This window comes from Mesorhizobium sp. B1-1-5, assembly GCF_006443065.1.
Lineage (GTDB): Bacteria > Pseudomonadota > Alphaproteobacteria > Rhizobiales > Rhizobiaceae > Mesorhizobium.
In genome coordinates, this window is sequence record NZ_VFWS01000132.1 from 1 (window position 1) to 14,406 (window position 14,406).

Below are 14,406 nucleotides of genomic sequence, written 5' to 3' on the forward strand. Positions count from 1 at the left end.
AAGTCGCGCGCCATCGGCGGCTGGGGTTTCCAGGTTGGCGACCAGGGCAGCGGCGCCCGCATCGGCCGCGACCTGCTGGAACAGACGCTGCTTGCCTATGACGGCATCCGTCCGGGCTCACCCCTGACCGACGCAATGCTCGCCGTCTTCCGCAACAATCCCGAAGACGTGGTCGAATTCACCACCAACGCCAAGCCTGGCGATTTCGGCGGCTTCGCGCCAAAGGTTTTCGAGCATGCAGAAAAGGGCGATCTCGTCGCCAATTTTATCCTCGCCAAGGCGGTCGCCGATGTCGAGGCCTCGCTCGGCGCGCTCGACCTTGCCGACCATGCGCCGCTCTGCCTGCTCGGCGGCTTGGCGCCGCTTTACGCGCCGCGCCTTTCGGCACGCTATCAGGCGCTGCTCAAAGCCCCGCTCGACGACGCGCTGGGCGGCGCCGTGCAGATGGCCGTGCGCATCTTTGCCAAGGGTTCGGAGGCGTCGCGATGAGCGCCGCCGACCAGATCTTCGCCATGCTGAAAGAATCCTCGCAGAGCGGCGCGCCGCTTTACCTGCAGCTCAGGCGCAGCATCGAGGAAGCGGTCAATCGCGGCCTGATCGGTCCGGGTGACGCGCTGCCCTCCGAGCGCGACATCGCCAGCAAGGCCGATATATCGCGCGTCACCGTGCGCAAGGCGGTGCAGGATCTGGTCAAGGGCGGCATCCTCGTCCAGCGTCACGGCTCGGGCACCTTCGTCGCGCCGCGCATGGAGCGTGTCGAGCAGTCGCTGTCGCGGCTCACCTCCTTCACCGAGGACATGGCGCGCCGCGGCATGAATGTGCGCTCGGTCTGGCTCGACCGCGGCCTCTATGCGCCGTCGCCGGACGAGATGATGGTGCTGGGCCTCTCCTCGACCGAGCTGGTGGCGCGCGTGGCGCGCCTGCGCATCGCCAACGACACGCCGCTGGCGATCGAGCGCGCGGCGCTCTCGGCCAGCGTCCTGCCCGATCCCGAAGCGATCGGCTCCTCGCTCTATGCGGCGCTGGAAACGACCGGCAATCGCCCGGTCCGCGCCGTGCAGCGCATCTCGGCCACCAATCTCGGCGACGCCGATGCGCGTCTCTTGGAAGTGCCTCCGGGGGTTGCCGGACTGCAGATCGAGCGCATTTCCTATCTGGCGAGCGGCAAGGTGATCGAGTTCACCCGCTCGGTTTACAGGGGCGACGCCTATGATTTCGTCGCGGAACTCCGGCTGACCGGGCCGGGAGAGGAGCTCCGGCCATGAATGCCAGCACCACCCATATGCGGCGCGAGATCGACGAGATCCCTGAAGCGGCGGCCCGCCTTCTCGACGGCTCGTCCGCCGTGTTGGCCGAGGCCGGTCGCGGCCTTCGCGAGCGCGACCCGAATTTCGTCGTCACCGTGGCGCGCGGCTCGTCTGACCATGCCGCGACCTTCATGAAATATGCCGTCGAGCTGACGGCAGGCCTTGCCGTCGCCTCGGTCGGGCCATCGATCGCGTCCATTTACGGCGCCAGGCTCAGACTTCGCGGCTCCGCATGCCTGGCGATCTCGCAGTCGGGCAAGAGCCCCGACATCGTCGCCATGGCCGAAACGGCGCGGGCCGGCGGCGCGCTCACCGTCGCCATCACCAACACGGCGGACTCGCCGCTCGCGCGGGCTTCCGACTATGCCATCGATATCCTGGCCGGACCTGAGCGCAGCGTCGCGGCCACCAAGACCTTCGTCAATTCGGCCGTCGCCGGCCTGGCGCTGATGGCGCATGCCACCGATGACCAAGCATTGATCAAGGCGCTTGCCGGCCTTCCCGGCCATTTCGAGAAGGCGATCGCCTGCGACTGGATGGCGCTCGCCGGCGCTTTGGAGAACCCGCAATCGCTGTTCATCCTCGGCCGCGGCCCGTCCTTCGCGATCGCCAGCGAGGCGGCGTTGAAATTCAAGGAGACCTGCGCGATGCACGCTGAGGCCTACAGCGCCGCCGAGGTCATGCATGGGCCGCTGGCGCTGGTCGGACCGGGTTTCCCGGTCCTGGCGCTTGCCGCCCGCGACGCGTCCGAGCCCTCGGTCGCGGAGGCGGCCGACGGCCTGACGGCCAAGGGCGCCGCCGCCTTCATCACCTCCGACAAGGCGAAGGCCGCGCGGCTTCTGCCGCATGTCGCCACCGGCCATCCGCTGACCGATCCGCTGCCGCTGATCGTGTCCTTCTACGGCTTCGTCGAGGCCTTCGCCCGCCATCGCGGCCTCGATCCCGATGCGCCGCGCAATTTGCGCAAGGTGACGGAAACCGTATGAGCGACCGTTTCGCACTCACCGGCGCCCGCATCTTCGACGGTGCCGACTGGCATGACAACGCCGCGCTTGTCGTCAAGGGCGACGTCATCGAGGCCGTCCTGCCCGCCGGGGCGATTCCGTCCGGCGTTTCGACGGTCGAGACCGGTGGCGGCTTGCTGGTGCCCGGTTTCGTCGACATCCAGGTCAATGGCGGCGGCGGCGTCATGCTCAACGATCATCCCGACGTCGCCTCGATCGAGACCATCTGCCGGGCGCATGCGCCTTTCGGCACCACGGCGCTGCTGGTGACGCTGATCACCGACACGCCGGCGATCACCGCCGCCGCCATCGCCGCCGGCGCCGAGGCGGCCCGGGAAAAGGCGCCGGGCTTCCTCGGCCTGCACCTGGAAGGGCCGCATCTCTCGGTGGCCCGCAAGGGCGCGCATGATCCGGCCCTGATCCGGCCGATGACCGACGCCGATCAGGCGGCATTGATTGCCGCGCGGCGGGACCTGCCGGTGCTGCTCACCACGATCGCGCCGGAATCGGTCGAGCCGGCACGTGTCACGGCGCTGGCCAAGGCCGGCGTCATCGTCAGCCTCGGCCACAGCGATACCGACTACGCGACGGCCACCGCCTTCGCCGAAGCCGGCGTCACGGTGGTCACGCACCTCTTCAACGCCATGAGCCAGATCGGCAACCGCGAGCCGGGCCTGGCGGGCGCGGCGATCGACACCGGCGGCTTGTATGCCGGCATCATCGCCGACGGCATCCATGTCCATCCGGCAACGATGATCCTCGCGCTGCGCGGCAAGCAGGGGCCGGGCAAAATCGTGCTGGTCACCGACGCCATGGCGACGATCGGCACCGACATGACCTCGTTCACGCTCAACGGCCGCACCATCTACCGCAAGGACGGGAGTCTGCGGCTTGCCGACGGCACCCTGGCCGGCGCCGACCTCGACATGATTTCCGCCGTCCGCTTCGTCCACCGCGTCGTCGGCCTGGAACTCGACGAGGCTCTGCGCATGGCCTCGCTCTATCCGGCCGAGGCGATCGACCAGGCCCACCGCCTCGGCCGCTTCGCCAATGGCACCGCCGCCGACATTGTTGGATTGTCGGAGGGGCTGGATGTCAGAAACGTCTGGATCGGCGGCGAGAAGGTTTTTGGCGCGTAGGCCTACTTGATCCACCGTCAAAGCCAATGCAAACGGCCGCGATTGGCCGGAGCCCCTCGCGCGTCGTCATCCTCGGGCTTGATCCGAGGATCCATTCCGTGACCTGTGGCGCAAAGTGCAACTGTGCAGAATTCTACAACGTTAGCAATGCTTTAACATCACGGCATGGATCCTAGGGTCTGCGCGCGGCGCTTCGCTCCTTGCTTCGCCCTAGGATGACGACGGGGTGTTGTTAGCCGGCTTGGTAGCTGTATAGATATTCGTATACGCCTCGCGCAGCACGTTCTTCTGCACCTTGCCCATCGTGTTGCGCGGCAGTTCGTCGACGAAGATCACCTGCTTCGGATGCTTGTATTTCGCCAGCCGTCCGGCGATGGCGCCGGTAATGTCGGCGGCGCTGATCGCCGAGCCCGGCTTGCGCACCACGACCGCCGTGACGCCCTCGCCGAAATCGGGATGCGCGACGCCGATCACCGCGCTTTCGCTGACGCCGTCGAGCGCGTCGATCTCGCTCTCGATCTCCTTCGGATAGACGTTGTAGCCGCCGGAGATGATCAGGTCCTTGCCGCGCCCGACGATGTGGACATAGCCGTCGGCATCGATCAGGCCGAGATCGCCTGTGATGAAGAAGCCGTCGTCGCGGAACTCGGCCTTGGTCTTGTCAGGCATGCGCCAATAGCCGGCAAAGACGTTGGGTCCCTTGACCTCGATCATGCCGATCTCGCCCTGGGCCAGCGGCTCGGCCGTCTCGGGATCGGTGATGCGCAGCGAAACGCCGGGCAAGGGGAAACCGACCGTGCCCGGGCGCCGCTCGCCGTCATAGGGGTTGGACGTGTTCATGTTGGTCTCGGTCATGCCGTAGCGCTCGAGGATGGCGTGGCCGGTGCGCTCGCGCCAGGCCTTGTGCGTCTCTGCCAAGAGCGGCGCCGAGCCGGAGATGAAGATCCGGATCGTCTTCGCCGCCTCGCGTGTCAGGCCGTCCTGCTGCAACAGCCGCACATAGAAGGTCGGCACGCCCATCAGCGCGGTCGCGCGCGGCATCAGCGACAGAATGCGTGCGGGATCGAATTTCTGCTCGAAGAACATTTTCGCGCCGGCCATCAGGATGACGTTGGTGGCCACGAACAGGCCGTGCGTGTGGAAGATGGGCAGCGCGTGGATCAGCACGTCGTCGGCGCCGAAGCGCCATTGCTCCACCAGCACGCGCGCGTTGGAGGCGAGGTTCTCATGGCTGAGCATCGCGCCCTTGGAACGGCCGGTGGTGCCGGAGGTGTAGAGGATCGCGGCAAGATCGTCCGGCCCGCGCGCGACGTCGCTGAAATCGGTTGCCTGCCGCGAAGCCTGGCTGGCCAGCGTTCCCTGGCCGTCGCGGCCGAGCGTGAGCACAGTGGCGCCGACCGCCGCGGCAAGCGGCTCGACACCGGACAGACGGTCCGGATCGCAAACGATCAGTTTCGGCCCGGCGTCACGGAAGAAATAGTCGAGCTCGGGCAGCGTATAGGCGGTGTTGAGCGGCAGGAAGACCGCGCCGGCGCGTAACGAGGCGAGATAGAGCAGCATCGCCTCCGGGCTCTTCTCGACCTGGACCGCGACACGGTCGCCGGGCTCGACGCCGGCCTGCGCGAGGGCATGCGCCAGCTGCGCCGACTTCGCCAGCATGTCGCCATAGGTGATCGAACGGCCGTCATCCGTCTCCATCAGCAGCCGGCCGGGCGCCGGCATGCGGGAACGGAATGCGCTGAAGAGATGATTGGTCATGAAATGTCCTCAAGGCGGACGAAGGCCGAATGGCGCATGCATTGCGCTCGCCTGAGCGAATACCAGATTTGGCGCCCGGAGCAAAAACTGCGTTGATTTTTCGATCCGCTATTTACGGCCGCGTTGGGACTTGCCGGCCCTCGGATCATAACCCTGCGCGAGGCGTTCCATGCACATCGCCGCGGTGAGGCGGTAGTGATTGAGAAGCGCCTCGACCGCGCCGTCGGCGTCGCCGTCCAGCGTGCGCTCGGCGATGATGCGGTGCTCGCCGAGATCGTCGCGCCCTGTGCCTGGCGCGTTTTGCGCGATCAGGCGGTAGCGCGAGGCCTGGTCGGAAAGCTGATCGCAAAAGCCGATCAGCCAGTGCGACCGGCACGCCGCGATCAACGCCCGGTGGAAAGCGCGGTGCAGCTTTTCCCATTCCGGATTGTTGGTTGCCGGGTCATCCGGCAGGCGGCGCTCGGCGCGTGCAAGGCGGTGCAGGGCCAGCACCAGTTGCTCTTCCCATTCTGCGGTGCGGTGCGCAATGGATTCGCGCAACGCCCGCTCCTCCAGCCAGCAGCGCGTGCGCGTCAGCTCCTCCAGTTCCGCGGCGCTGACCGGCATCAGGAAGAAGCCGCGTTGGTCGTGACGGCCGAGCAGACCCTCGGCGGCCAGGCGGTTGAGCGCCTCGCGCACCGGCGAGGCGCCGGCGCCATAGCGGGAAACGACCCACTCGACACGCAGTTTCGTCTCGGACTCCAGGGCTCCGCGCAGCAAGTCGTCGCGGAGTTGCTGGTAGACCGAACTGGCAAGCGTGCTTTTGGCGCCCTTGCTCTCGCCCGGCTCGGTGCTTCCGTTTGTCAATCGAACTCCTGTTGCTTTGCCCCTGGTTTGCCAGGGCCCCGCGGCGAAGCAATTCCCGTACATGTATCATACAGCCGGGCAATGAGGTGTCTCAAGCGGAAGATGCCGATATTCGACTTTAAGACAAGCGGACCGTCTATTTATTGAACAAAGTAGAATCCCAGGGAAAAGACGATGTTCCTGGGTCGCTTCATAGAATGAACAGTCGTTCAATCGCTGTCGCGGTTGTGCAACTCCCGCGAGAGCTCGTGCCGTTATACGTTTAACTGGCGGCCCTGTCGGCAGCCGTTCGAATTGCTTCGATATTTGCCCTATAGGCTTCGACGCTGCCGCCCTTGAAGACCGCGGCGCCCGCCACCAGCACATTGGCGCCGGCCGCGGTCACCAGCGGCGCCGTTTCGGCCGAAACACCGCCGTCGATCTCGATACGGATCGGCCGACCGCCGATCAGCGCCTTGACCCGTTTCACCTTGTCGACGATCGCCGGGATGAAGGCCTGCCCGCCGAAGCCCGGATTGACGGTCATGATCAGGATGAGGTCCAACCGGTCGAGCACATACTCGATCGCCGTTTCCGGCGTTGCCGGGTTGAGCGAGACGCCCGCCTTCTTGCCGAGGTTCTTGATGGTCTGGAGCGAGCGGTCGAGATGTGGCCCGGCCTCGGCGTGCACCGTCATGCCGTCGCAGCCCGCTTCGGCGAAGGCCGCCAGGTAAGGATCGGCCGGCGCAATCATCAGATGGCAGTCGAAGAAGGCCTTGGTGCGATTGCGGATCGCCTTGATCACTGGCGGGCCGAAGGTGATGTTGGGCACGAAATGACCATCCATCACGTCGAGATGGATCCAGTCGGCGCCGGCCGCCACGACGGCCTCGACCTCGTCGCCGAGCTTGGAGAAATCCGATGCCAGCACCGATGGCGCAATCAGGGTCTTCTTGCTCATGCTGCTCGCCTCATTTCCGAACGCCAATGTCAGGGCCGCCTAGAGCCGGATGATTTCAGCTCGAGTCGACCTGAAATCTGAATCCGGCTCTAAATCAAAGAGAGAGCATGAGGAAGTGGAAAAGAAAACCCGCCGGATCGCTCCGGCGGGTCCTGGTCCTCAGCCGCGGGGATTACGGCTTGAAGTTCTGGATGTTGGCGCCCGCCGGATCCTGCAGCACGCGCCGCGGCTGGCGCTGCGGCACCAATTGCTGCAACACGTTCGGGTTGAGCAGCAGGCCGGGGTTGATCTCGATGCCCGGCCTTCTGCGGATCGGCGTGCAGTCCGGGAAGCGTCCCGTGGTCCCGGCGGGGCAGCGCTTGATCAGCACCGGCTGGCATTGGCCGTCGATGAAGCGCGAGCCCGGCGCGCATTCCTGCTGCGGCTTGCGGCAGGCGCCGTCGCGGATTTCGGTTCCACGCGGGCAGACACAGTCGCCCCGCTTGTTGTGGACCTGACCGCGAATAGTGCACTGCTCCTGGCTCGGCTTCGGCCGCTGGCAGGCCTTGCCCCGCACCTCCAGCCCGTCCGGGCAGGCGCAATTGCCGTTGGCGTCGCGCACCTGGCCGCGGATCGGGCATTGCTTCGACACGATCGGCCGGCAGGCGCCGTCACGTACCTCCGTGCCGCGCGGGCAGACGCAATCGCCATCGGCGTTGCGGGACTGGCCGCGGATACGGCACTGAGCGGGCGGTTGCCGATCAGGCACGCAGGCCTTGGCCACCCGGTCGAGATGCGTGTTGTCCGGGCAGGTGCAGCCGTTTCCGTCCGAAGTCGGCACGGCGCCGCGCACCGCGCATTTTGGCGGGATGACCTGGCAGACGCCGTTCACCAGCTCGCCGCGGCGGCACACGCAGTTGCCGTCCTGGTCGCGGTACTGGCCGGGACGCAGCGTGCACTGCGGCTCCTGCGGCTCGTCGCCCCGCACGCATTTGCCGTTTTCCAGCCCCGTGCCGCGTGGGCAGACGCAGCGTCCGTCGGCGGTCCGGATCTGGCCCTGCAGCAGGACGCAGCGCGGCGGTGGCGGGAGAGGCAGCAGCTTGGTGCCGCCAGAGCCCCCATTACCGGAACATTGGCCGTTGCGGAAGGCGGTGCCGTCCGGGCAGGCGCAACGGCCGGCCGAGTTCAGCACCAGCCCATCCGAGCACTGGTTCTTCACCTTATGCCTGATGGTGAAGGGATGGCACGCATAGGCCTTGCCGCGATCGCGCTGGACGTTGGTCAGGTCGCGGTTGAGCACGTCGCCGCCGCCCTGCACCGGTGTGTTAGGGGGCAACACGCCGACGCAGTTCTGCCCGTTGACCGTCCCCTGCAGATTGGCGAGGCGCCCCTCCTCGGGAAGGATCACGGTGACGTGGTGGGTGTGGCTTTCGCCGGCGCCCAGTGTCAGGTTGGCGATGCAGGATAGAGGCAGCGTCGTCGGTTCCGGCGAGCAGCCGAAAGGCGGATCGATCGACGTGATCTCAACGCCTTCCAGCCGGCCCAGGCCCTCGATGCCGATCGCATCGCCGATGCGGACCGGGCCGGAAAAGGGGGTAGGCCCGTCATTCGCGATGGTGATCTCGAACGAGCAGGGTTCGCCCGGCCGGCATTCGGCATCGCCGGTCTTCTCGACACGGATGGCGGAAGCGCCGCCGCCCTTCGCGCAGGCCTGGCCGATCGGGTAGACGATATCGTCCCCCGGCGCCGGCCCGTAGGAGCCGCGCGCGCAGTTTTCGAACGCGCCATTGCCGCTCACCGTCACGTCGAAGTGCCGGCTGGTTCCGGGCGTCATTACGGCGCCGGGAATCTGGCACGACAGCGTATTGGCGGGCACCGGTCCGCAGCTCCACCCCGCGCCGTCGGGGGTCACAGTCTGGATCTCGACCGGAGCACCCCCCGACACCAGGGCTGCGGCATCGTTGACCCGCACCGGACCGGTGGGGGCGGCGGTGCCGGCATTCGCGACGGTTATGCGGCAGGAAACCATTCCAGCACGCACGAGCTGATCGCCGCCGCACACCTTGGTGATGCGCAGGCCGGGTTGGCCGCCATTCGGATGGCGGATGCGCTCGGTGGCGCAGGCTCTGTTGTTGGCGAGATCGACCTCGCCGGGAATGGCCTTAACCTCGGCGCAGTTTTCCACCGTATCCGGCCGGTAGCTTGCCGGCATCACCGCCTTGACGACGATTGGCGTCGAGGCGCCGGGAGGCAGCGAGATGCCGGCATTGTCGCAGCGGAACTGTCCAGGTCCGTTGGGGCCGCAGGTCCATGGCGGGCTCGGCCCGAAGGCCGACGAGGTGGGCGCGCCGCCGGGATAGTTGTCGATCACCGTCAGCGGCCCGTTATAGGTGCTGGTGCCGTTGTTGATGATGTCGATCACGAAATAGCAAACGCCGTCGGCCGTGCAGACCGGGGCGCGGGCGCGCTTCTTCAGGATCAGGTCCACCTTCTTTTCGACCGGTGGGTTGCACTGTGGATCGCGGTCGCCACGGCGGCAGATCGGGATCGAGGCGCAGCCGCGATCGTTGGTCTGGCTGCCGAACAGCGGCTTGCCGCTGGCCTGGTAGTCATAGGCGGCGCAATTGCGCAGCACGCTGCCCTGCCATCCGCCCGCCGGCCTGAAGCCGAGCTTGAGGTTGACGGAAGCGCCGGGGTTGAGCGTTGTCACCGGATAGGTGCAGGTCATCGGCGTCGTGCCGGGCACGCAGACCCAGGGCGCGTTCGGTCCCGATGTCAGCACCGAGCCTGCCGGCAGCGTCACCTCGTCGAGCACGATCTTGCCGTTATAGGGCGCGTCGCCGACATTGGTGACGGTGATGGTGAAGTCGCAGCCGCCGGCCATCGTGCAACGCGGCACGTCGGCATGCTTCTCGACCTTCAGGTCCGGCTCCTTGTCCTTGGGCGGGCATCTCAGATCACGCGGGATGACGATGTCGATCACCTGCGTGCAGCAGAGCCCCCAGCCTTCCTTCGGCCCGGCATAGGTTTCGATGCCGGTGACGATGAGATGGATGGCCTCACCCGGCGAGGCGCCGATGATCTTCCAGTTCAGCACGCCGCCGCCGATCGGCACCTTCTGCGTGTCGGGAACGATGGTGACGCCGGGCGTCGTTGTCGACACCTGCACCCACTTGCCGCCCATCTCCGGGCCGACCGGCATGTGGTAGATGAAAGCGCCGCCGCCGGGCACGCAGTCGACCGTGCCGCGCTCGACCTTGAAGCATTCCTTGCCGGGAGGTGGAGGCGGGTTGCACTTGGTGACGTCGATATGGATCGTCGTCTTCGCGCCGGTGAGGATATTGCCGTCATCCGGCTTGCTCGGGTCCTGCGACGGGATAATGGTCCCCGGGCCGCCTGACATCGTCACCTTGATCTGGCCCTGGTTGTCGACATTTGCCGGCGCCGGAAACGCCGCCTGGTCTATCTTGGCCAGGATCCGGAAGGTGATGGTGCGTTCGTTCGGCGCGCCCGAGCCGTCGAGGTCGGAGGCGGAAATCCGGAAATCGGACACCGTCGCCGTGTCGTCGGGATTGGCCGAGCTGCTGATCGCAGCCGCCGGCAGTGGTCCGCCGCCAGCATCCGTGCCGTCGCCGGTCACATTCACGTTGACGATCTTCAGACCATGCGCAAGCTGGTCCTTGAAGTCGATCCTGGCGTTCTTCAGCGCGTTGACGAAGATCGGGTTGGCGAAGGCCTGCTCGTTGCCGCGCAGGCCGAAGGTCAGTGTGTAATAGACATAGTCGCAGCTGCGCTGGCCGCCCGTCTTGGTGAAGAAGGGGACGATGCGGCCAGGCTCCGGGTTGATGACGCGCGGATTGTCCAGGTCGAGCCTGGGCTCCGGTCCGGCAACTTCAGTGAGCTTGGCCGGAGCGGTGTCTTCCGCGAATGCCGGCAGCGCCGGCAGCATGGCGACCGCGATACCGGCCGCCATCAGCCAGCGCGCGCCGCGCCTGGCGTATGACAGGGGTTTCATGATCGTCTCCATGACGGGTTTCGGGTTGCTCGAAACGAAGCGGGAAAGGGCGAGATTGCTCATCTGTCCCTCCCTCAACGTTCGCAGCTGACGGCTGGCGTTCTGAGCGGCAGCGTCATCTTGCAGCAAGGGTAGTAGCCACCCTTGTCCTGGTCGGACTTGCGGTGGAAGCAGAGCCCGACATTGACGGTGTCGCCAGGATAATGGCCGGTGATGTCGATCGTGTAGGGCTTGCCCGGAACATGCGACATGGGTGTTGTCACCCCGACGCCGGGCGTCCTGGACTGCGCCTTGATCGAATCGCCGCCGAAGCCGGCATGGTCATGGAGATAGAGTTCGGCCTGAAGCCCGCGCGGCGTGCAGTAATAATGCACGTCCTCGATATCGATGCAGGGCGGCAGGTTGCCGGGCGGTGGGAAGTCCGGCGGATAGAACGGAGGCAGGTAGCCGCCGCCGGGGATTTCCTCATAGTAGCCGGCGCGGCCCTCACAGGGGCGCCAGACCCTTACGTCGCCGACATGGCCTTCGACCTCGGGGTCTTCGAAATAGCCGTCGAAGTCGACGAACCATGAGCCGAAGGGCGGAACGTTCGCCGGCTTGACCAGCGCGCTTGGCGTCAGCTGGACGCCGTGCACGGCAAGCGGCCCGCCGGCGGCGAGGCGCTCGGCCAATTCAGGATTGTCGCGCAATTTGTCGCCGGTGTTGACGACGGTATCGGTGCAAACACTGGTGTCGATATTGCCGTCGGCATCATAGCCATATTGCAGGTCGACGCCGCCGGCCGACTGCCGGTTGCCTTGCGGGAAGCCGACCGCATATTCCTGCGGCACCTCGACCCAGCCCGATTCCGTTGCCGGATCGTCCGGGTCCTCGCGCCAGTAGCGGATCAGCTCGCCTTTGCCGGAATCGGCGAAGCGGCTGTAATCGTAACGGTTTTCGACCGGGCCGCGCTGGGCGAGGTACATGAAGCCCTTGTTGTCGAATGAGATGTCGGTGACGGCGTAGTCCTTGTCGGCCTTGACCGTCAGCTCCCAGCGCGGATCGCCGGCGAACGTGCCGTCGCGCGCAATGCCGACCGACCAGATCTCGGATTTTTCGCCGACCGAATAATAGAGCCGGCCGCCATGATAGGAGACCGCCCAGACACGGCGCCCGTCCTGCGTATAGCCCCAGGTCTCGGGGTCTTCCGTGTCGAAGGCGGCGCCCTGAATATCCATGACGGCGCCGTCGTCGGCAACCGGGGCCAGCCCATGCGCCGGGCGCCCGGCGACACCATGGTCGAACGTGTCGACCAGATGGCCGTTGGCGTCGATGCGGTGGATGAGGCCGGTGTCGAGGTCCGAGGCGAAGAACTGGCGGTGGATAGGGTCGAAGGCGAGATTGCCGATGCCCGGGCCGCTATTGGTGTCGATGTCGGCGAATTTCGAGACCGCGCCCGTGATGCCGTCGATCTTCCAGATCGTGCCTGGTCCGCCGCCATTCTCGGTGCCGAACTGGCCGTCCATGAAGGCAGCGCCGGCGGCGCCGCGGCGCTGCCGCTCCGGGCGCCCGTCGTCGTCGGCGTCCGGCGTGACGATCTCGACGCCATGCAGCGAGGTCGCGGCGGCATAGAGGTTGGGAATGCCCGAGGGCGCGCCATCGCGCACGCCGTCGTCATAGGTCAGTCCGAACACCTCGCCGATTTGCCCGGCGCTTACCTCGAAGGGCGGCGGCGTGTTGACGAGCTGGCCGGAGGCCTGCCCGCCGAGATGCGCGACGTCGAAAATGCGCAAGGATGCGCGGGACGTATCGATGAAGGTCTCGTCGACCGGATCGGCGCCGGGCGGCAAGCCCTGATCGAAATTGGGGATCACGGTGCCGGGGAAGCCGGTGACCGCCATCGATCCGGGATAGATGATCTGCGTTTCCTGCGCCTTCGCAACGCCGCCGAGCCAGAGGCCGGCGGACAGCGCCACAGCAAGTATTCCACCGGTTGTTGCTATTGCGCGGCGTGAACGGCCGCCACGAGAACGCACGAACGAGCCGCGACCGCCAGACATTGAACTCCCCCCGAAGCCGCAGGAAGGAACATCCGGTCTTGCCGCGCCAACCAGGGCAAGGCGCGGCGTTGCGGCACGTTCGTCCCCGATCGAATTGTCTGTTTTCCTCTTGGCGACGATACGCCTGCTCCTGTGCAGGGTCAACGGAATCAGCCGAAAGCCCAGCGCGTCGAGCCCTTCCCGAAGGCGGTGATCGCGCTGGGCTTCCGATGTTCCCGGAGACCGCGGAGTCTCTGGGTTTCTGGTCATGGCGGCTTTCCCTTTCCGGGCCGCACCATTGCGGCGCCTGGCCGTCAGTCGCTGGCCGGCGTGGAAAGGTTCATGGGAGGGCAGCGGAGCGGAAAGTGTTTCCAGTCGCCAGGGTCGTTACCAGATCCAGTCGGCCCGGCCGAGCGCCGATACCGCCTCGACGATGCGGGTGAAGCTCGTCCGTGCCCGGCCGACCATGTGCCGGGCACGGAGATAGCCATGCACCAGGCCCGGCTCCTCGAACCAGGCGGCGCGCCCGTCCGCCGCGACGACGCGGTCGCGATAGGCTTCGCCGTCGGACGACAGCGGATCGCACTCGGCGGTGATCAGCACCGTCGGCGGCAAATAGGCGAAATCGGCGTCGGCGAGCGGATAGAGCGTGATGTCGCCGGTCTGGTCGACGCCGCCGGTGCGGATATGCTTGTAGAAGTCGAGGTCGCGCACGGTCAGCATCGGGGCCTCGGCATGGGTGACGTAGGAGCCGCGCGAATGGTCGCCGCCGAGGCCGGGATAGATCAGCATCTGGCCGGCCGGCTTCTTTTCATGGCCGCGCGTGGCATGCGCTATCGCCGCGCAGAGATTGCCGCCGGCGCTGTCGCCGCAAAGCACGACAGCGCAGTCATAGGTCCTGGCGGCCCATTCGAACGCGTCCATGGCGTCGTCGAAGGCGGCCGGATGCAGATGCTCCGGCGCCAGCCGATAATCGACCGAGACCACCTCGAAGCCGGTGCGGGCACAAAGCTCGGCGCAGACATCGTCATGGCTCTCCAGCCCGCCCAGAATAAAGCCGCCGCCATGAAGGTAGAGCACCATCGCGGCATTGTTCGGCTCCGCGTTGCGATAGATGCGGATCGGGATGCCGTCGGCGATGCCTGTCGTCAAGGCGGTCACGCCTTGCGGATAGCCGGCAAAGAACTCTCGGCACATCCGGTCGTAGATCGCGCGCTGCTCTTCGATCGTGTAGTCGATCGTGTCCGGCGGATAGTAGGAGTTGGTCTTCTCGATGAAAGCCCAGGTCTCGGCGTCGATGAGTGTTTTGTAGTCGGTCATATCGCATGACCAACTTTAGATGATTGCGCCCGGGCCCCCCTATCTGTCCTGCCGGACATCTCCCCCTCAAGGGGGGAGAT

General features: G+C 66.3%; 10 protein-coding genes. 4 read left to right on the top strand and 6 right to left on the bottom strand.

What is annotated here, in order from left to right; genetic code table 11:
- The 4 genes from FJ980_RS25970 to nagA form a co-directional block, all read left to right on the top strand.
- Positions 1–489, top strand: a 489-nt coding sequence (locus FJ980_RS25970; protein WP_348640665.1) for a BadF/BadG/BcrA/BcrD ATPase family protein, incomplete at its 5' end; no start/stop codon positions are given.
- On the top strand, positions 486–1,265 hold the full coding sequence (locus FJ980_RS25975) for a GntR family transcriptional regulator (protein ID WP_140546546.1): 780 nt from the start codon (positions 486–488) through the stop codon (positions 1,263–1,265). The genes FJ980_RS25970 and FJ980_RS25975, both read left to right, overlap by 4 nt.
- Positions 1,262–2,293, top strand: coding sequence for an SIS domain-containing protein (locus FJ980_RS25980; protein WP_140546547.1), 1,032 nt, complete (start codon positions 1,262–1,264; stop codon positions 2,291–2,293). Before FJ980_RS25975 ends, FJ980_RS25980 begins: the two co-directional genes overlap by 4 nt.
- Complete coding sequence (nagA, locus tag FJ980_RS25985) at positions 2,290–3,450, top strand: N-acetylglucosamine-6-phosphate deacetylase (protein WP_140546548.1); 1,161 nt, start codon at positions 2,290–2,292, stop codon at positions 3,448–3,450. The genes FJ980_RS25980 and nagA overlap by 4 nt, the downstream gene beginning before the upstream one ends.
- Positions 3,451–3,660: 210 nt before the next feature.
- On the opposite strand, the gene FJ980_RS25990 is transcribed toward nagA, so the two are convergent.
- The 6 genes from FJ980_RS25990 to FJ980_RS26015 all read right to left on the bottom strand — a co-directional run bounded on the left by FJ980_RS25990 (position 3,661) and on the right by FJ980_RS26015 (position 14,326).
- Positions 3,661–5,208: a malonyl-CoA synthase gene (locus FJ980_RS25990; RefSeq protein ID WP_140546549.1), complete on the bottom strand. Its 1,548-nt coding sequence runs from the start codon at positions 5,206–5,208 to the stop codon at positions 3,661–3,663.
- 108 nt (positions 5,209–5,316) lie between these two features.
- A complete protein-coding gene (locus FJ980_RS25995; RefSeq protein ID WP_224545279.1) occupies positions 5,317–6,054 on the bottom strand; it encodes a GntR family transcriptional regulator in 738 nt (245 codons plus the stop codon).
- 262 nt (positions 6,055–6,316) lie between these two features.
- The gene (rpe, locus tag FJ980_RS26000) at positions 6,317–6,994 is read right to left on the bottom strand and encodes a ribulose-phosphate 3-epimerase (protein ID WP_140546550.1); all 678 of its coding nucleotides are present in this window, start codon (positions 6,992–6,994) and stop codon (positions 6,317–6,319) included.
- Between the two features lie 172 nt (positions 6,995–7,166).
- Positions 7,167–11,051, bottom strand: coding sequence for a DUF11 domain-containing protein (locus FJ980_RS26005; protein WP_140546551.1), 3,885 nt, complete (start codon positions 11,049–11,051; stop codon positions 7,167–7,169).
- A gap of 11 nt (positions 11,052–11,062) precedes the next feature.
- The gene (locus FJ980_RS26010) at positions 11,063–13,027 is read right to left on the bottom strand and encodes a hypothetical protein (RefSeq protein WP_140546552.1); all 1,965 of its coding nucleotides are present in this window, start codon (positions 13,025–13,027) and stop codon (positions 11,063–11,065) included.
- Between the two features lie 366 nt (positions 13,028–13,393).
- Positions 13,394–14,326: an alpha/beta hydrolase gene (locus FJ980_RS26015; protein ID WP_140546553.1), complete on the bottom strand. Its 933-nt coding sequence runs from the start codon at positions 14,324–14,326 to the stop codon at positions 13,394–13,396.
- Positions 14,327–14,406 lie beyond the last annotated feature (80 nt).